Source organism: Caballeronia sp. J97, assembly GCF_905220305.1.
Lineage (GTDB): Bacteria > Pseudomonadota > Gammaproteobacteria > Burkholderiales > Burkholderiaceae > Caballeronia.
This window is the reverse complement of the sequence record NZ_CAJMZL010000002.1, coordinates 136,158-153,631: the sequence shown is the minus strand read 5'-3', so window position 1 is coordinate 153,631 and position 17,474 is coordinate 136,158. Positions and strand designations below refer to the sequence as shown.

At 64.1% G+C, this 17,474-nt stretch carries 21 protein-coding genes; 11 read left to right on the top strand and 10 right to left on the bottom strand.

The features are described from left to right. Positions 1-16: 16 nt before the first annotated feature. Positions 17-1,039, top strand: coding sequence for an AraC family transcriptional regulator (locus tag U4Y90_RS05095; RefSeq protein ID WP_321792878.1), 1,023 nt, complete (start codon positions 17-19; stop codon positions 1,037-1,039). Between the two features lie 63 nt (positions 1,040-1,102). Then, positions 1,103-1,264, top strand: coding sequence for a hypothetical protein (locus U4Y90_RS05090; protein WP_321792876.1), 162 nt, complete (start codon positions 1,103-1,105; stop codon positions 1,262-1,264). Here U4Y90_RS05090 and U4Y90_RS05085 read toward each other — a convergent pair whose 3' ends face one another. Both U4Y90_RS05085 and U4Y90_RS05080 read right to left on the bottom strand, forming a co-directional pair. Further along, positions 1,265-1,936, bottom strand: a complete 672-nt coding sequence (locus U4Y90_RS05085) for a hypothetical protein (protein WP_321792874.1) — start codon at positions 1,934-1,936, stop codon at positions 1,265-1,267. It abuts the gene before it with no gap. Between the two features lie 250 nt (positions 1,937-2,186). Continuing rightward, positions 2,187-3,482 (bottom strand): MFS family transporter, encoded by a 1,296-nt coding sequence (locus tag U4Y90_RS05080; RefSeq protein ID WP_321792873.1) that lies wholly within the window; start codon positions 3,480-3,482, stop codon positions 2,187-2,189. 382 nt (positions 3,483-3,864) lie between these two features. On the opposite strand from U4Y90_RS05080, the gene U4Y90_RS05075 reads away from it, so the two are divergent. Then, complete coding sequence (locus tag U4Y90_RS05075; protein ID WP_321792871.1) at positions 3,865-4,887, top strand: DUF2891 domain-containing protein; 1,023 nt, start codon at positions 3,865-3,867, stop codon at positions 4,885-4,887. Positions 4,888-4,893: 6 nt separating this feature from the next. On the opposite strand, the gene U4Y90_RS05070 is transcribed toward U4Y90_RS05075, so the two are convergent. Further along, the gene (locus U4Y90_RS05070; protein ID WP_321792869.1) at positions 4,894-5,214 is read right to left on the bottom strand and encodes a YnfA family protein; all 321 of its coding nucleotides are present in this window, start codon (positions 5,212-5,214) and stop codon (positions 4,894-4,896) included. A 90-nt stretch (positions 5,215-5,304) separates the two neighbouring features. Between U4Y90_RS05070 and U4Y90_RS05065 the strand changes: the two genes are divergently transcribed. Continuing rightward, positions 5,305-6,669 carry an MATE family efflux transporter gene (locus U4Y90_RS05065; protein ID WP_321792867.1) on the top strand — a complete coding sequence of 455 codons (1,365 nt, stop codon included), beginning with the start codon at positions 5,305-5,307 and terminating at the stop codon, positions 6,667-6,669. 1 nt (position 6,670) lies between these two features. Here the strand turns inward: U4Y90_RS05065 and U4Y90_RS05060 are convergent, their stop codons facing one another. Further along, entirely contained in the window at positions 6,671-7,678 is a 1,008-nt protein-coding gene (locus U4Y90_RS05060; protein ID WP_321793432.1) for an alpha/beta hydrolase, read from the bottom strand. Between the two features lie 196 nt (positions 7,679-7,874). On the opposite strand from U4Y90_RS05060, the gene U4Y90_RS05055 reads away from it, so the two are divergent. Genes U4Y90_RS05055 through U4Y90_RS05045 form a run of 3 tightly spaced genes read left to right on the top strand, consistent with a single transcriptional unit; the run spans position 7,875 to position 9,437 of the window. After that, a complete protein-coding gene (locus U4Y90_RS05055; protein WP_321792865.1) occupies positions 7,875-8,633 on the top strand; it encodes a DNA/RNA non-specific endonuclease in 759 nt (252 codons plus the stop codon). A gap of 25 nt (positions 8,634-8,658) precedes the next feature. After that, positions 8,659-8,886: a hypothetical protein gene (locus tag U4Y90_RS05050; RefSeq protein WP_415749302.1), complete on the top strand. Its 228-nt coding sequence runs from the start codon at positions 8,659-8,661 to the stop codon at positions 8,884-8,886. A gap of 35 nt (positions 8,887-8,921) precedes the next feature. Then, positions 8,922-9,437, top strand: a complete 516-nt coding sequence (locus tag U4Y90_RS05045; RefSeq protein WP_321792861.1) for a methylated-DNA--[protein]-cysteine S-methyltransferase — start codon at positions 8,922-8,924, stop codon at positions 9,435-9,437. A gap of 80 nt (positions 9,438-9,517) precedes the next feature. On the opposite strand, the gene U4Y90_RS05040 is transcribed toward U4Y90_RS05045, so the two are convergent. Then, positions 9,518-10,321: an OmpA family protein gene (locus U4Y90_RS05040; protein WP_321792860.1), complete on the bottom strand. Its 804-nt coding sequence runs from the start codon at positions 10,319-10,321 to the stop codon at positions 9,518-9,520. Between the two features lie 109 nt (positions 10,322-10,430). Next, a complete protein-coding gene (locus U4Y90_RS05035; RefSeq protein WP_321792858.1) occupies positions 10,431-11,048 on the bottom strand; it encodes a DUF2968 domain-containing protein in 618 nt (205 codons plus the stop codon). Between U4Y90_RS05035 and U4Y90_RS05030 the strand changes: the two genes are divergently transcribed. Then, entirely contained in the window at positions 11,048-11,452 is a 405-nt protein-coding gene (locus tag U4Y90_RS05030) for a hypothetical protein (protein WP_321792856.1), read from the top strand. The two genes, U4Y90_RS05035 and U4Y90_RS05030, sit on opposite strands and share 1 nt — an antisense overlap. Before the next feature lie 139 nt (positions 11,453-11,591). Here the strand turns inward: U4Y90_RS05030 and U4Y90_RS05025 are convergent, their stop codons facing one another. Further along, a complete protein-coding gene (locus U4Y90_RS05025; protein WP_321792855.1) occupies positions 11,592-11,825 on the bottom strand; it encodes a hypothetical protein in 234 nt (77 codons plus the stop codon). Here U4Y90_RS05025 and U4Y90_RS05020 point away from each other — a divergent pair. From U4Y90_RS05020 to U4Y90_RS05010, 3 genes are all read left to right on the top strand, one after another. Next, on the top strand, positions 11,817-13,328 hold the full coding sequence (locus U4Y90_RS05020; RefSeq protein ID WP_321792853.1) for an ATPase domain-containing protein: 1,512 nt from the start codon (positions 11,817-11,819) through the stop codon (positions 13,326-13,328). The genes U4Y90_RS05025 and U4Y90_RS05020 overlap by 9 nt on opposite strands. Then, the gene (locus U4Y90_RS05015; RefSeq protein WP_321792851.1) at positions 13,325-13,681 is read left to right on the top strand and encodes a response regulator; all 357 of its coding nucleotides are present in this window, start codon (positions 13,325-13,327) and stop codon (positions 13,679-13,681) included. Before U4Y90_RS05020 ends, U4Y90_RS05015 begins: the two co-directional genes overlap by 4 nt. An 84-nt stretch (positions 13,682-13,765) precedes the next feature. Then, the gene (locus tag U4Y90_RS05010; RefSeq protein WP_321792849.1) at positions 13,766-14,020 is read left to right on the top strand and encodes a CsbD family protein; all 255 of its coding nucleotides are present in this window, start codon (positions 13,766-13,768) and stop codon (positions 14,018-14,020) included. A 69-nt stretch (positions 14,021-14,089) separates the two neighbouring features. Here U4Y90_RS05010 and U4Y90_RS05005 read toward each other — a convergent pair whose 3' ends face one another. From U4Y90_RS05005 to frc, 3 genes are all read right to left on the bottom strand, one after another. Then, a complete protein-coding gene (locus U4Y90_RS05005) occupies positions 14,090-14,767 on the bottom strand; it encodes a hypothetical protein (RefSeq protein ID WP_321792847.1) in 678 nt (225 codons plus the stop codon). An 11-nt stretch (positions 14,768-14,778) separates the two neighbouring features. Further along, positions 14,779-15,567 carry a fumarylacetoacetate hydrolase family protein gene (locus tag U4Y90_RS05000; RefSeq protein WP_321792846.1) on the bottom strand — a complete coding sequence of 263 codons (789 nt, stop codon included), beginning with the start codon at positions 15,565-15,567 and terminating at the stop codon, positions 14,779-14,781. Positions 15,568-15,774: 207 nt separating this feature from the next. Continuing rightward, complete coding sequence (gene frc / locus U4Y90_RS04995) at positions 15,775-17,037, bottom strand: formyl-CoA transferase (RefSeq protein ID WP_321792843.1); 1,263 nt, start codon at positions 17,035-17,037, stop codon at positions 15,775-15,777. Between the last annotated feature and the right edge of the window lie 437 nt (positions 17,038-17,474).

The following is a 17,474-nucleotide window of genomic DNA, read 5'->3' as shown; positions in this document are numbered from 1 at the left end:
GCGCTTTGGCCACCTAGTGACAACCCCAAGTCCCAAAAAGAAGATCGAGCGCGACTCGATTTCCGTGAGTCTCGTCGAAGCGGCGCTGCAATGCGCCGAGATGCGGGGCGTCGCGCGCGAGCATTTGCTGGACGCGGCCGGCATCGCGCCGGCGACGCTCGATTCGCCGCGCGCGCGCGTGTCGCCGATGCAGTACGGCAAGCTGTGGAACGCCATCGCCGACGCGCTCGACGACGAGTTCTTCGGCCAGGATGCCCACCCGATGCGGCGCGGCAGCTTCGTGCTGCTGTGTCACGCGGCGCTTTCCTCGCGCGACGGCGCGCAGGCGCTCGCGCGCATCGCGAATTTCATGCGCCTCGTGCTCGACGAACTGCGCTTCGAGCCCGACATCGACGGCACGCGCGTGCGCATCTGGCTCGCGGACAAGGGCGCGCCCAAGACGATGTTCGCCTACGCGACGGGCTTCATTCTCGTCTACGGGTTGCTGTGCTGGCTGGTCGGGCGGCGCGTTCCGGTGCTCGCCGCGCACATGCGCTGCCCCGAGCCCGCCGACAGCGACGAATATCGCCTCATGTTCTGCAACGACCTGCGATTTCACGCGACGCGCTCGTTCGTGGACCTCGCGGCCGACTGCGCCGCGCTTCCGGTCGTGCAGACGCCCGCGACGCTCAAGCGCTTCCTGCGCGATGCACCGGCGAATTTCATCGTGAAGTACCGCAATCCGGATTCGCTCGCGGCGCGCATCAGGACGCGCCTCAGGCAAACCGCGCCGACGGACTGGCCGGAAGCCGAAAGTATCGCGGCCGCGCTGCACATGGCCGAAGCCACGCTGCGGCGGCGGCTGAAACAGGAAGGGCTGACCTATCAGACGATCAAGGACGCATTGCGACGCGATCTCGCGATCGCGCGTCTCGCGCATACGCGGGAGACGATCCCGCAGATCGCCGATGCGCTGGGCTTCGCGGAGCCGAGCGCATTCCGGCGCGCATTCAGAAAGTGGACGGGCGTGCGCCCCGCGGATTACCGCCGGGACGGCTGACTGCGAGCGAACATCGAGGCTGCTATATTGGATCGACCATGACCCAGCATCACGGAGCGCGCCATGACCAAAGCCAGCCGAGATGAGCGTTCGAAGCAGGATCAGCCGAAGCCGGACAACGAAGAGGACCTGCTCGACGAGGCGCTCGAGGAAACCTTCCCCGCGAGCGATCCGATCGCCGTGCATCCGGAGCCGGAAGCGCCGAAGGACGGCAAAAAGAAGTAGTTATTCGCCCGCTTCGGGTTCGTCCGGGCTCGACAGCAGCACCACGAGCTTCTCGACATGCTGATGTAAAAGCTTCACATGTTTGTCGATCTGTTCGAGGCGCCCGGTCAGGTCGGCTTTCGCAGCCTCGCTCATGCGATCCGACGCAATGAGTTCGTCGACCTTGGGCTGCATGCCTTCGACCTGCAACAGGCCGAGCTGGCGCTCCAGGCGGCGCAAATCCTGTGACAGCAGCTCGCGATTCTTGCGGAAAAGCAGGTCGCGACGGTTTGCCTCGGCCTGTTGCTGCGCCTGATCGGCGACGCGGCGCGTCGCCTCTGTCTGGGAGAGCAGCGGCTCCGGGCCGCGCAGCACCGAACGCTTCGGCGCGGGATGCGCCGTGCCGCGAAACACGGCCATCGGCGTTTCCTCGTCGATTGCGCGCAGGACGTCGCGCGGAACCTCGTCCAGCGTGCGGCGCTCGTCCATCCAGTGCGGCGGCAGGCCGGTGACGAGCTCGATGCCGCGCACGAATTCCTCGTTGAAATCGCGTTGACCGGCGACGATCAGCTTCATGAACGTCGGCGAGAAGTTCATCATTCGCGCGAGGCGCCCGGCGCCTCCGGGCGAACCGACCAGAACGTTCAGGTTGGCTCGCCAGACTATGAACAGCGTTTCGTCGAAATCTTCCATGAACAGGCTCCAGGCAGACCGACGCACCCGAATGTGCACATCGGATTTGCGCGCGGCGGCGCTGCGCGCATACGTATCCGGTTCCCGCACTTTTTGCTCAACATCGCGCACCGTGGCCGGTGCGTCATCCACATACCGCATAAAACACCATAGTACCTTCATCGGCAAGCCCGGCGGACAACGGCGTTCCGCGCGGGTGGCGAGCGTGCGACACGACGGACTTGGCCGCCCGCGCACGCCGCCCGCCGGCTTACGGCTCGTTACGGAGATACCCTTCCTTGCTCGGATCGAGCATGCGCCAGGACACGACGAGCGAAATCGCGCACATCACTGTGACATACCAGAAGAACGTCGATTCGCTGCCCACCGATTTCAGCCACAGCGCCACGTACTCCGCCGAGCCGCCGAACACCGCGTTGGCGACCGCATACGACAGGCCGACGCCCAGCGCGCGCACTTCCGGCGGAAACATTTCGGCCTTGATGAGACCGCTGATCGACGTATAGAAGCTCACGATCGCGAGCGCGATCACGACCAGCACGAACGCCATGACCGGGCTCGCCACCGTTGAGAGCGCGTGCAGCAACGGCACCGTGCCGATGGTCGCGAGCGCGCCGAACCACAGCATCGATGCGCGGCGGCCGATCCGGTCCGACAGCGCGCCGAACAGCGGCTGCAACAGCATGTAGACGAAGAGCGCGGCGGTCATCACGTTGCTGGCGGTCTTCGCATGCATGCCGGCCGTGTTGACCAGATACTTCTGCATGTAGGTCGTGAACGTGTAGAAAATCAGCGAGCCGCCCGCCGTGAAGCCGACCACCGTCATGAACGCGGCCTTGTGCTGCATCAGGCCCGCGAGCGTGCCTGCCTCCTTGCGGTCGCGCGTTTCGGCGGTCGAGGTTTCGTCGAGCGAACGGCGCAGGTACAGCGAGACCAGCGCCGCGCACGCGCCGATGAAAAACGGAATGCGCCAGCCCCACGCCTTCAGCTCTTCCGTCGACAGGAACATCTGCAGGATCACGAGCACGAGCAGCGCGGCGAGCTGGCCGCCGATCAGCGTCACGTACTGGAACGACGCGAAGAAGCCGCGCCGGCCGCGCAGCGCGACTTCACTCATGTAGGTCGCGCTGGTGCCGTATTCGCCGCCGACCGACAGCCCCTGGAACAGGCGCGCGATCAGCAACAGGAACGGCGCCCACGCGCCGATCGACGCGTAAGTCGGCAGGAACGTGATGACGAGCGAGCCGCCGCACATCATCAGCACGGAGATCATCATTGCGTTGCGGCGGCCGTGCTTGTCGGCGATGCGGCCGAAGAGCCAGCCGCCGATCGGACGCATCAGGAAGCCCGCGGCGAACACGCCCGCAGTGTTCAGCAACTGAACCGTGGGATTGCCGCCGGGAAAGAATGCCGCGGAGAAGTACAGCGCAAGAAACGAGTAGATGTAGAAGTCGAACCACTCGACGAGGTTGCCCGACGAGGCGCCGACGATTGCGAAAACGCGGCGCCGCGTGTCCTCTGCGGTATAAGCGGGAAGGTCGGTCATATTGTTTCTGATCTCTTGGTCACTGTCTGGATGGCGTTTGCCGGGGCTCGTGACCCCGGTCCGGACGCTCTTGGCGGCGTTCGGGCGCAAGTTTATACGCGCTTCGTGCGAAAGCGCGCGATCGTGGCGCGCGAAAGACGGCCGGATGTAATCAGAAAATTCGCCCGGAGCGCGCTCGCGTCGCGTTCACAACTGACATACGCCCGCCCGCTCAGGCTTGCCGCGAAAGCATTCGCCGCGCGTGCGACGGCTCCGCGCAACGCTCGCGCCCCGAACGGTCGATGGCTCGTCCGCATGTCATAGGTAATTACCCTAAACAAAGATTTTGACGACTATTTATCGATAAAGTCCCGGGAACACGATCCGCATCGACGAGGACTGCATGAATCCGCATCAACCGATCACGCTCGACGCCACGCTCGCGTCGAAATTCGCGCAAGTCGCGCTCGGGCACCTGACGCGCGAGTACCCGAACAAGCTCGATCACGTGATGGCAGGCGCTGCCGACGTGCAGAGCCCGCGCGCGTTGCATCCGATCTTCTACGGCAGCTTCGACTGGCATTCGTGCGTGCACGGGTATTGGCTGATCGCGCGGCTTCATGACCGTTTTCCGGATTTGCCGGAAGCGCCGCGCATCCGCGCCGTGATCGACGCGCATTTCACCGACGCCAACGTCGCGGCCGAAGTCGATTATTTGGAGCGCCCTGCCGCGCGGGGCTTCGAGCGTCCTTACGGGTGGGCGTGGCTGCTCGCGCTCGCGGGCCAGCTCCGCTCGATGCGTTCCGGCGACGGCGTGCGCTGGGCCCGCACGCTTGCACCGCTCGCGGATGCGTTCGTCGCGCGCTTCGAGGAATTCCTGCCGAAGTCGACGTATCCGCTTCGGGTCGGCACGCACTTCAACATGGCGTTCGCACTGACGCTCGCGATGGGTTACGCGCGCGCCGCGCAAAACGCCGGTTTCGAGCGCCTGTTGAGCGAGACGGCGTTGCGCTGGTTCGAAAAGGACGAGGGCTGTCAGGCATGGGAGCCGGCGGGCGACGAGTTTCTGTCGCCGTCGCTGATGGAAGCCGTGTTGATGCGCCATGTGCTGCAGGGCGAGCGTTTCGTCGGCTGGTTCGACCGGTTTTTGCCGCGCATCGCCGCGCGAGAACCCGCGACGCTCTTCACGCCCGCCACCGTCACCGATCGCAGCGACGGCAAACTCGCGCACCTCGACGGCCTGAACCTTTCCCGCGCGTGGTGCCAGCGCACGATCGCGCGGGCGCTGCCGGCGGGCGATGCGCGCATCGCCGTGCTCGAAGCGGCCGCGCATGAGCATCTGGCGTCGGGCATCGCGCACGTCGCGGGCGATTACATGGGCGAGCACTGGCTCGCGACATTCGCGCTGCTGGCACTGGAAGCGTGAGCGGCTCTAGACGCGCGGCTGAAACGCGATCACGCCCATGCCGATGAGCGCGATTGCCGCGCCCGCGACATCCCACGCCGTCGGCCGGATGCGGTCGACGGCCCATAGCCACGCGATCGCCACGCCGATATACACGCCGCCGTACGCCGCGTAGACGCGCCCCGCCGCTGCCGCGTGCAGCGTGAGGAGCCATGCGAACAGCGCGAGCGACAGCGCGCCGGGCACGACGAGCCACGGCGAGCCGCCCTCCTTGAGCCATCGATAAGGAAAGTAGCAGCCGGCGATTTCCGCGATGGCCGTGACGACATAGAGCGCGAATGTTTTCATGACGCGCATTATCGACGTTCGCCGGAAGTTGCGCGGTCCGCGTTCGCTCGGGACAATGACGCCCTTGCCACGAACGCCCGCCCGAACATCTTGCAGACGACCCCGCCCGACGCTTCCACCGACGACCACGCGCTGCCCGTGCACTGGCACAAGCGCGTGCTGACGCTCGCGTTTCCCATCGTCCTCGCGAATCTCACGCAGCCGATTCTCGGCGCGGTCGACACGGCCGTCGCCGGCCATCTCGACGGACCGCAGTATCTCGGCGGCGTCGCGCTCGGCGGGCTCGTGTTCAGTTTCGTGTTCTGGGGCTTCGGGTTTCTGCGCATGGGCACGACGGGCCTCGTCGCGCAGGCGTTCGGCGCGCGCAACGACGACGCCTTGCGCGCCAGCGTGCTGCGCGCGCTGCTGCTCGCGCTCGCGATCGGCGCGGCGGTGCTGGCGCTGCAAGTGCCGATCATCCGCTATGGGCTCGTCGCGCTGGGCGGCAGCGCCGCCGTGCAGGACACGGCACGCGCCTATTGTCACGCGCGCATCTGGGCCGCGCCGTTCGCGCTCGGCAATTACGTCGTGCTCGGGTTTTTGCTCGGCTGCCAGCGCGTGCGGCTCGCGCTCGTCACGCAAATCTTCATCAATCTGGTGAACATCGTCGCGGTGCTGCTCTTCGTCTATCGCTTCGATTGGGGCATCGCGGGCATCGGGGCGGCGACCGCGTTCGCGGATGTCTGCGGCTTCGCGCTCGGTCTCGCGATACTCTGGCATCTGCGTCCGCGCGGCCTCGCCCCGCTCGCGCCGCGTGCGCTGTTCGATACACACGCGCTCAGGCGACTCATCGCGATCAACCGCGATATCTTCATTCGCACGATCTGCCTGCTCGGCTCGTACGCCTGGTTCGCCCATCTCGGCGCGCGCCAGGGCGATGCGATCCTCGCCGCCAACGCCGTCCTGCTGAACTTTCAGACCTTCATGTCCTTCGGGCTCGACGGCTTCGCGCACGCGGCCGAAGCGCTCGTCGGCGCGGCGGCGGGCGCGCGCGACCGGTACGCGTTCCGTCAGGCCGTGAAAGTGACGCTGCTGTGGTCGGTGATCGGCGCGGCGGGCTTTTCCATCGTCTACTGGATCAGCGGCGAATGGATCATCGGCAGGCTCACGGATCAGGCCGTCGTGCAGGCGGCGGCGATGCGCTATCTGCCGTGGGCGTCGATTCTGCCGCTCGCGTCGGTCGCGGGCTTTCAACTCGACGGCGTGTTCATCGGCGCGACGCGCACGCACGAGCTCATGAAGGCGATGGCCGTCTCGCTCGCCGTGTTCTTGCTGGCGGCGTGGGCGCTCGCGGGATCGCTCGGCAATCACGGGCTGTGGCTCGCGCTCACCCTCTTCATGGTCGCGCGCGGCATCACGCTGGCGATTCAGGTGCCGGCGATCGAGCGCGCTTCGTGCGCGCCCCGGACAAGCTGAGTCACTGCGCGATTGGCTTCAGCGCGGCGAGGCCATCGAGCAGCGCCTTATGGAACGCCGCCGGATCCTGCATCTGCGGCGCGTGACCCAGCTCGGGAAACTCGACGAGCTTCGCACCCTCGATGCGCTCCTTCGCCAGCTTCGCGAGATCCGGATATCGGCCGAGCATCGGGCGAATCTCCGGCGGCGCGAAGTCCTTGCCGATCGCGGTCGTGTCCTTGTCGCCGATGAGCAAGAGCGTCGGCGTTTTCAGTTGATCGAACTCGTAGACGACGGGCTGCGTGTAGATCATGTCGTAGAGCAGCGCCGAGTTCCACGCGACGATGTCCCTGCCCGGCCCGCGATACATGCCCGCGAGCATTTGCACCCACGGTTCGTAGTCGGCGCGCCAATGGCCCGAGTAGTAGGTGCTCGTCTCGTAGCGACGAATGCCGTCGGCGCTCGTCTTCAGTTCGCGCGCGTACCAGTCGTCGACGGAAATCGACGGCACGCCCTTGGCCTTCCAGTCTTCGAGACCGATCGGATTGACGAGCACGAGTTGCTCGGTCTCGCGCGGATACATGAGCGCATAGCGCACGGCGAGCATGCCGCCCGTCGAATGCGCGATGAGTGTCGCCTTCGATACGCCGAGCGCCGTGAGCAGCGCGTGCGTGTTGCGGGCAAGCTGCTGAAAACTGTACTGATATCGCGCGGGCTTGGTCGATTTGCAGAAGCCGATCTGGTCCGGCGCGATCACGCGATAGCCCGCGTCGGTCAAGGTCTCGATGGTCTGCTTCCAGGTCGCCGAACAGAAATTCTTGCCGTGCAGGAGTACCGCGGTGCGCCCGTTCGGATGCGGCGGATGCACGTCCATATACGCCATGCGCACGACCTGCCGTTGCGACGTGAGCGCGAAGCTCGCAACCGGATACGGATAGTCGAAGCCTTGCAACTCGGGGCCATAAGCGGGGCCGTCGTTGCCGACCGGTTGCGCGGCATCCTCCGCATGCGCGTGACAAGCGAAGGACATCGCGAGAGACAAAATCAAGGATCGAACGAGGGACGGCTTGCTGCGCACTGGATTCATTTTTCGATTTCGCTATGACGTCGGCCGACGCATTCTAGCGCGCCTGAATTTGACACGCGCCCGCGGGCTCGCCCGCCCCGCGCGCTGTCTTCAGCGCTTATACTTTGCGGCCCCGATCGTCGCCAGGACCTTCTCAAGCATGCAATTCCGCCTCAAGGCGTTCACCACTGCGCTCCTCGCATTCGTGTGTGTCGGCGCATCCGCGAACGACTGCCCGCAGTTCAGCCCGAACGGCCGCGCGCCGGTCGTCGTCAATGCGAAGATGCGCGCGGCGACGCAGGAAATCTGCTATACGGATTTCGCGCTGCTTCATTCCGGTGTCACCAAGGGGCCGCTCTGGTCCGCGGAACATCTGACCGCGGACGGCGTCGAGAAGGCGAAGGACAATACGCGCACCAATCGCTTCTTTGCCGAGAAGCGCCTTCCGCCCAATGAAAGCGCTCAACTCGCCGATTACAAGAGGAGTGGATACGACCGCGGCCACATGAGCCCCGCGGGCGATCGCGCGAGCAAGAAAGGCATGGCCGAATCGTTTTCGCTCGCGAACATCGTGCCGCAGGATCCGTCGAACAACCGGCGCATCTGGTCGCGTATCGAGGAAGCGGTGCGCAGGCTGACGGAGGAATCGGGCGAGGCGTATGTCGTCACTGGCCCGCTCTTCGCGGGACGCCAGTTGCAGACGATCGGCGAATCGCGCGTATTCGTGCCGACGCAACTGTATAAAGTGGTCTATCTGCCGCAGCGCAAGATCGCATTCGCGGTGGTTGTCGAGAACACGGCCACGAACACGTACACGATGAAAACCGTGCGCGAGCTGGAAGCGATGAGCGGGCTCGCGTTTCCCGGCATACCCGACGAACTGAAGGACAAGCGACTTGGAGGATTGCGCGGTGTTTAAGCCATTTGCAAACGATACTGACGTGATGAACATCGCGGGCGACGCGATCAACATCGAGAACGGCGTGAAGCGCCTGACCATCAGCGGCGATTTGACGATCGCCCGCGACAAGATCGGGCTCGCGAATGCGCTGGCGCTTCAGAAGGCGATCGGTGCGATCGTCGAAGCGTTGCAGAGCGATGCATCGCTGCCGGCGAAGCTGCCCGACGAACCGGGCGCGCCATCCGGCACCGCCGACAATCCGTTTATCTGAAGCGGCGGGCAAAGACCGCCGCGCGGGGAATAGAAGTGATCGAATGCCACGTCGGCCCGAGCCCGCTCGGGCACATCCTGTATCGAGCCGAAAACGACTGCCTGACGGGACTCTACTTCGTCGGACAAAAGCACTTTCCCAATGGTCTGCCGGAACCGGTCCTGTCGGACGCGGCCCCTGGATCACGCGTGATCGCCCTGGCGTGCGAGCAGATCGGCGAGTATTTCGCCGGCGCGCGCAGGGATTTTTCGATCGCGCTGCAACTTCACGGCACACCGTTTCAGCGGCAGGTCTGGGATGTACTGCGGCAGATTCCGTTCGGCGACGCATGGACCTACGGCGATCTCGCGCGCCGTCTCGGCTTGCCCGCGGGCGCATCGCGGGCAGTGGGCGGCGCGAACGGGCGCAATCCTGTGTCGATCATCGTGCCGTGTCATCGCGTGATCGGCGGCGACGGCGACTTGACCGGCTACGCGGGCGGCGTGGAGCGCAAGCGTCACCTGCTTACGCTGGAGGGCGGGCCGGGGCGCGAGCAACTCGCGCTCTTCTGAACCGTCGCCCGTTCGCTGCAAAATAAAAAGCCCGCGAACCATCGGTTCGCGGGCTTTTTTCGACGCCGTACCTCGGCAAATTACGGCGTGAGCGTGATTTCCACGCGACGATTTTCCGCACGTCCGATGCTCGTTGCGTTCGACGCGACCGGATTGGCCTTGCCGAAACCCTTCATCGCGTAGTTATCGGCGCTCAAGCCATGTCCCTTCAGGTACTCGAGAACCGCCTGCGCGCGGCGCTGGGACAGACCGATGTTATAGGCATCGGAACCCATCGAGTCCGTATAGCCCTCGACCGCGACGGACGAAAGCTTCATGCCTCGCGATTCCGCAACGAGCTTGTCCAGCGAGCCCTGGGCCTTCGGCGTCAATACCGCACTGTCGAAAGCGAAGTTCGTCTTCGCATCCAGCACGATCTTGCGCGGCGCGGGGGCCGGCGCGGGCGCGGGCTGTGGTGCAGGCGCGGCCGGAACGGGAGCCGGTTGCGCCGGCGTTCCGCAGTTGAAGATTACGTTACGCGCATCGCCGGATGCCTGCGTGCCGGCGAGCGTCTGGAGGACATTCACCTGCTGATTACCGCACATCTTCTGTGCTGCGGTCATACAGGCGCTGCCGCTCTCGAAAAGGCCGTAGCATTCGGCGCGAAAGGCCTTCTGCCCATTCGAGGTTTGAATTTCGCTGATATTGAAAGCCGGACCGGTGGTCGACGAGCAACCCGCAAGTACGGCAGCGGCGACAAGACTAACGGCAACGGTTTTCGTGAGCATCTTGGAGTTCATGCGTTTCATTTTCAAAGCGCGAGCCGCTAGAGCGCAACTCATTTTCGGACGAGAATTCATGCCCGAAGGGCCGCAGGCAGATTCGTGGATCGATTTCGGATGCATTCAGTGATCGAAAAGCAATCCAAAAGCTGCCGGATTGTAGCGTGGCGATTCGCGGCGCTTAAGCGGACAACTCCCAAATCGAGGAGATCTGTCACGCGTTTCGGAAACACTATTTAGGCAAAGCGGGCAGATCGCCATCGGACTGCTTTTGCAACTCCTGCACCCGGATCTGTAGCGCGCGAAGCTGTGCCTGCGCGGCGGCCTGCTCCGTGCGCAGTTCGCGGATTGCGTTCTGCTGCTCCAGCTGGTAGGTCGCCGCTTGGCTCTGCTGCGCGCGAGCAATGTCGAGATCAGCTTGCAGCCGGACGGCGCGGTCCTGCTGGGCGGCAATCTGGCGGTCGGCATAGGCCTTTTCTCCCTCGAGCTTGATGCGCTTGATTTCGGCTTCGGCGAGCGTGCCCGAAGTCTTGGCGAAATCGGAATAAATCGCTTCGGCGCGCCCTTCGTTTTGCGTCTTGAATACGCGCCAAACATTGTTTTGTTGAAACAGTGCGGCGTAGTAAGTCATCTGTTCGGAATAATACGAGAGACTCGCGCCGTAACTGCCGTTGAATGTCTTTCGTAATTCCGTGATTTTTCCGGCGGAAGTCAGATTTTCGAGTTCCGCGACATCGCCATTCTTTGATGCCGCCGCGTCAGGCCTGGTCAATACAGGATCCGCAGCCCACGCAAATCCGGACAAGCCGGCGGCGATCAGCACGATTTTCGCAATCAACCAATGTTTCATTGCGATTTTCCGTAACGGCGAAGCACGTCGCTCGGAAGGGATTATGCCGCTACAAAGCCGCCAATTCCAGACGATTTATTATCTCGTTCAATCAAAATAAAACCGCGCGGATTCAAATCGTCGACGGGCGCTTGAAAGAGTCTTGCGGCAAGCGCGGCTCGCTCGCGTCGCGAATCGTTCCGATCGGCTTGAAGATGCGGGAGTCCGAGGGATCGACAGGCATGCGCGAGAGAATGCCGCGGTCGCTCTGGAATACGAAGGGCACCGCCGACAAGATGCGCGCGTCGGGCAATGCTTCGCCGGCGTGGACCGGGACGGCGGCGGCAAAAAATGCGAAAAGACTGGCGACGAGCGCAAGAGCGCCCGGAATCGAGTGCGAACGGTGCATGGCAAAGGAGAAGTAACGAGGGCGCGCGAGCGCCGGAGTGGAGCGGCCGGAACAACTCGGCGTCCGTGTACGACATGGTTCGTTATTTCACCAGTGGTTTTGCCATCTGCCTATGAGAGTGTTCTCAAAGAATTCCTTTCGATGGGCAGCCACTCTCATTCGTCGCGTCGATCAGGCGTGAAAAATGCGTGCAAGAAGCGTTCGTTCACGTGCACGAGCGCGTCTGGCGCGCGCCGCGAGGCTTGCAGCAACACAGAAAACCCTGCACGGAAAGGCACGGCGGCGGGGGCGACCGTCACGGCACGCGGACACAGCTTGCCGATAGTCAGCCATAATGCGCCTTCGCAAAAAGCGTTACGCCAAGTAAAAACGAAAATGCCATGAATCAAGACGACAACCACTCCAGCGATCAACCCAGGCAGCACGCCGCCAACGACGGCAACGTGACGACCGGTGTGACGGGCCTGGACGACATACTGGGCGGCGGCCTCGTCGAAGGGGGCTTGTATCTGATCGAAGGGATGGCGGGCGCGGGCAAGACGATTCTTTCGTCGCAAATCGGCTTTCACCGGGTCGCGCAGGGCGACATGGTGCTCTACATCACGCTGATCGCCGAATCGCACACCAAACTCCTGTCCCATCTGCGTGGGCTCTCGTTCTACAACGCCGACGCCATCTCCGACCGGATGCTCTTCGTCTCCGGCTATCACGAGCTGATGCGCGACGGCCTGTCCGGCTTTCTCGCGCTGATCGCGGCGACCATCAAGACGAGCCGGCCGCGCTTCATGGTGATCGACGGCTTTCGCAGCGCGCGCGAATTCAGCTCGACCGAGCTCGAACTCTCGCAGTTCATCCACGAGCTTTCGGCGTTCGTGAGCGCCGCGCGCTGCACCACGCTGATCCTCGCACCGCTTTCCGGCAACGAGCCGCATCCGGAACACACGCTCGTCGACGGCCTCATCGAGCTGAACCGCTACAACACCGGCATGCGGCGCGCCCGCGAGATCGAGGTCCACAAGCTGCGCGCCCGCGATCATCTGCTCGGCAAGCACTTTTTCAAGATCACGGAAAGCGGTCTCGTGACCTTTCCGCGCATCGAGGCGTCGCCCGCCAACGATCGGGGCACGCCGGACTTCGCAAGCAAACTGGGCTTCGGATTTCCCGATTTCGATCAGATGCTCGGCGGCGGCGTCGTGCGCGGTTCGACGACCACGCTGATCGGCCCATCTGGTATCGGCAAGACCCTTCTGTCGCTCAAGTTCCTGCAGGCGGGCGTCGAGCGCGGCGAGCCCTGCGTCTACTTCGGTCTCTACGAATCGCCCGAGCGGCTGCTCGCGAAGGCGCTGTCGGTCGGCATCGATCTCAGGCCGGCCGTGCAGGACGGACGCCTCACGATCCACTGGCACCCGGCTGTCGAACTCGCGATCGACGAGCTCGCCGTCGAGCTGATGAATGCGGTCCGGAACTCGAATGCGTCGCGGCTGGTGGTCGACGGCATCGACGGATTTTTTCAGTCCGCGAACCGCACCGAGCGTTTCGGCCTCTTTCTCAACGCGCTGACGCACCGCCTGCGCGACGCCGGCGTGACGACCATCCTCACCGAGGAACTCCCGCTCTACGGCGATTCGGCGGCGCCCGCGACGTTGCGCGCCTCCGCGATGACGGAGAACATCGTGCTCATGCGATATGTCGAGGCGAATTCCGCGCTGTATCGCATGGTGTCGATCGTCAAGCAGCGCGAAGGCCCGCATGATTCGGCGATCCGCCGTCTCACGATCGACTCGCGCGGCCTTCATATCAGCGAAGGCTTCATTGGCCCGACGGGTCTGCTGTCCGGACATCCGTCGATCGCGCCCGCGCTCTCTGTGTCGGACCCCGGCGCGCGCGCATGAAAAAGATCCTCGTCGTCGACGATGAATTCGACATTCTGACCACCTGGCGGCTCGTGCTCGAAATGGAGGGCTACGAGGTGTCGACCGCGTCCAACGGGCGCATCGCGCTCGACGCCGCGCGGTCGAACCCGCCCGCCCTCGTCATCACCGACTGGATGATGCCGCACATGGACGGCGTCGAACTAATCCGGCAAATGGCCGCGAACGACGGGCTCGCACGCGTGCCCGTGGTTCTCACGAGCGCGGCGGCGAACGCGCCGGCGCTCGCGCATCCGCACGCGCAGTTCCGCCGCAAGCCGCTTTCGATCGACGACCTGCTGGACACCGTTAAAAAAGCGATCGGCCCGGCCTGAGCCGATCTGGGCACGCCGCGTGCTGTGAAGGTGCGTTCCGGCAATCCGGACTCACGAAAAACCGCTCAACCGAAGGGAGGCACCATGGTGCAGGATCAAGTGGAAGGCGCGGCACAAAAGGTCGTCGGCAAGGTGCAGGACGTGGTCGGCGCAGTCACGGGCGATGAAAGCATTCAAGCCGAGGGCAAGGTGCGGCAGGCGTACGGCAACCTGCAGCAAAGCTACGGTCAGACCGTGGACAACGTGCGTCTCGCGGTCGCCAGCCAGCCGATTCAGGGTGTGCTGATCGCGGCAGCCGTCGGCTTCGTGCTCGGCGCGCTATGGAATCGCGATCGTTGATGCGCGGCTGATTTCACGTATGACGAACGGAGACGGAGCCGGCGCGGGCAACCGCGCCGGCTCCGTCGTTTATCGCGTCTCGCGCACGATGCCGGCGAGCGCCGCGGAGCGCGCGCAACCGATGGCGATCGCGACCGCCGCGACGGCGAGCGCACTCTGCGCGCCGCCGAGCGCCGCCGCGAGCGCGAGTCCGCCCGCCGCCGCCGCGCTCATGACGCTCGCGGCCGGAGCCGCCGCGTTGCCGCCCATCGCGAGCGACAGATGCGCGCCGATGAGCGCGATCATCGCAATGACCGGCAACACGGCGAGCGCGCCCGATTGCGCGCCGAACGCATAGGCGAGCGCCGCGCACGCGCCTGCGCAGGCGAGATGCATCGGTTGAACGCCGATGCTTTCGCGGCTCGTCCCGAGGCCCAGGACAAGGCCCAAGGCCGCAATCGCGCCGCCCGCCAGCACCGCGTACGCGCTGCCCGAGCCCGGCAGCATCCATGCGACGAACGCGAGCGTGGCAAGCAGCGCCTGCGTCGATGCGCCCGATCCGCCGCGACCGGACCGATACCCGACGCATCCCGCGACAGCAGCGAGCACGAGCCCGACGACACCCTGTGCGCCGCCCGCGCAGCATGCGGCGACGAGCAGCGCGCCCGCCTCCCACATCCCGCGCGAACGCGCGATGCCCACGCGCATCGACGAACCCGCCGACAGCGCCGCGAGCACGCAAAGCGCGCCGGCCAGAAAGTCGGACATGCGTCGCTCCTTCAGGCGTCCAGCACGTTCGACAGCGTGCCAATGCCCGCAATCGACACATCCACGCGCGCGCCGTCCTTGATCGAACCGACGCCGATCGACGTGCCGCACGCGATCACATCGCCGGGCACGAGCGTCATGTCCTGCGACAGCATGCTCACCTGCTCGGCGGGCGAGAAGATCATGTCGTCGAGCGGATAATTCTGGCGCTCGACGCCTTCGAGCGTCGTGACGACGTTCGAGGTGCGCCAGTCGAAGCCGTTGCCCGGCGTGACGATCGCGGGGCCGAGGCACGTGAACGTGTCGAAGCCCTTCGAGCGGCACCATTGCGCGAAGTTGGGGTCCTCCTGCAGCAGTTCGATGGCCGTTACGTCATTCACGCAGGTATAGCCGAAGATCGCCGCCTCGGCCTCCTCCACCGACGCCCCACTCACCGTCCTGCCGATCACGATGCCCAGCTCGCCCTCATAAGCGATCTTGCCTTGGTAGCTCTTCGGCCGGCGAATCGACTCGCCCGGTCCGATCACCGACATCGGCGGCTTGATGAGAAAGAGCGGATGCTGCGGCGGCGCCTTGTCGAGCTTCTGCGACAGCGCGTAGTAGTTGTTCCACAGCGCAATGACCTTGCTCGGCTGGCACGGCGCGAGCAGCGTCAGGTCGTCCACGGCGAACGAAACGTCGGTCGGGCGCGGGCGGTCGAACATCGCGCCGTCATGCTGCACGACGCGGCCCGAGTGCTGATCGAGCGTGCCGAAGCCGATACTGCCGCCGGCATCGCGAAAACGAATCCAATGTGTCATATGTGTGTCTCCCTTATAAGGAGCGCGGGCTGCATTTGGGTTCAAATGGCCCGCGCTCTCGTCTCCTCCTACTCACTTCAGATCAAACCTGCGCCGCGCCCCGCTCGCACAACCGTGCGGTTCATTTGGACGTATCTCCGGCTTTTTTCGCGCAGGGGCCCGCGCCGCCTCGTTCGAGGCGGCGGCAAAGCATTCAGTCAGTGCAACTCAGATCGCGCCGAGGCTTTTCAGCGTGGCGACCTGATCGGGCGTGTAGCCGAGTTCGGCCATGACTTCATCGGTGTGTTCGCCGAGCAGCGGCGAGCGCATGACTTCGGTCGGGCTGTCGGACAATTTGATCGGATTGCCGACCGTGAGGTATTTGCCGCGCACCGGATGATCCACTTCGACGACCGTTCCGGTCTTGCGCAGCGACGGGTCCTCGGCGATCTCCTTCATCGAGAGAATCGGGCCGCAGGGAATGTCGTGCTTGTTGAGGATTTCCATCGCCTGAAACTTGGTCTTCGACATCGTCCAGCGCTCGATCTCGGCGAAGATATCCTTCAGATGCGGCAGCCGCGCGTTCGGTGTCTTGTAGTCCGGATGGTCGATCCATTCCTCCTTGCCGATCACCTTGCAGATCTCGCCCCACACCGGCGCCTGCGTGATGAAATAGATGTACGCGTTCGGGTCTGTTTCCCAGCCCTTGCACTTCAGGATCCAGCCCGGCTGGCCGCCGCCCGATGCGTTGCCCGCGCGCGGCACCGCTTCGCCGAAGGTGCCGTTCGGATATTGCGGGTACTCCTTCATCACGCCGGTGCGCTCGAGGCGCTGCTGGTCGCGCAACTTCACGCGGCAGAGATTGAGCACGCCGTCCTGCATCGCGGCGAGCACTTTCTGGCCGCGTCCGCTCGTGTTGCGCTGATACAGCGCCGTGACGATGCCGAGCGCGAGATGAAGGCCCGTGCCCGAATCGCCGATCTGCGCGCCGGAAACCGTCGGCGGGCCGTCCTCGAAGCCGGTGGTCGAGGCTGCGCCGCCCGCGCATTGCGCGACGTTTTCGTAAACCTTGCAGTCTTCGTACGGTCCCGGCCCAAAGCCTTTCACCGACGCGACGATCATCCGCGGATTCAGCTCCTGGATGCGCTCCCACGTAAATCCCATGCGATCCAGCGCGCCCGGCGCGAAATTTTCGACCAGTACGTCGCACTTCTTCACGAGCGTTTCGAGCACCTTCTTCCCTTCGGGATTCTTCGTGTCGATGGTGATCGAGCGCTTGTTGTGGTTGAGCATCGTGAAATAGAGGCTGTCGGCGTCGGGAATATCGCGCAACTGCTCCCGGGTGATGTCGCCCGCGCCCGCACGCTCGACCTTGATGACATCCGCGCCGAACCACGCGAGCAACTGCGTGCAGGTCGGCCCCGACTGAACGTGCGTGAAATCCAGGATGCGCACGCCGTGCAGCGCCTTGCCCGAAGTGTTTACCGTCATGGCTTGTCTCCCAATCTCTTTCGACGTTTATAGGTTCACATTTATTCGTACATCGTCTGCGCCATCTTGGCGGGCGCATAGACAGTCGGATCGACCCGGATCTCGATGATCGCGCTCACCCCTCTCGGCGATCGTCGCGCTTCGTTCCGGTCGTTGTGATATACAATATTCCACACACAGTATTAGTCAACTCCCAGGCCGATCGATAAAAACCCTGTGATGCAGCGCATCATCGTCTAAAAGCCTCTTGCTGTCTGCGTCACCGGATTCATAACGCTGCAGCGCATCAATCCCTGATTTCCGTTCTCTTCCGTTAAGCGCTCATTTAGTTCAACACGCGTCGCGTCTCGAAATGTTTTTGTACGGCGTGAAATCTGATATACAGTATTTCAGCGCGCTCATCGACGACGCGTTTTTCGGCCGCGCCCATTCCCATC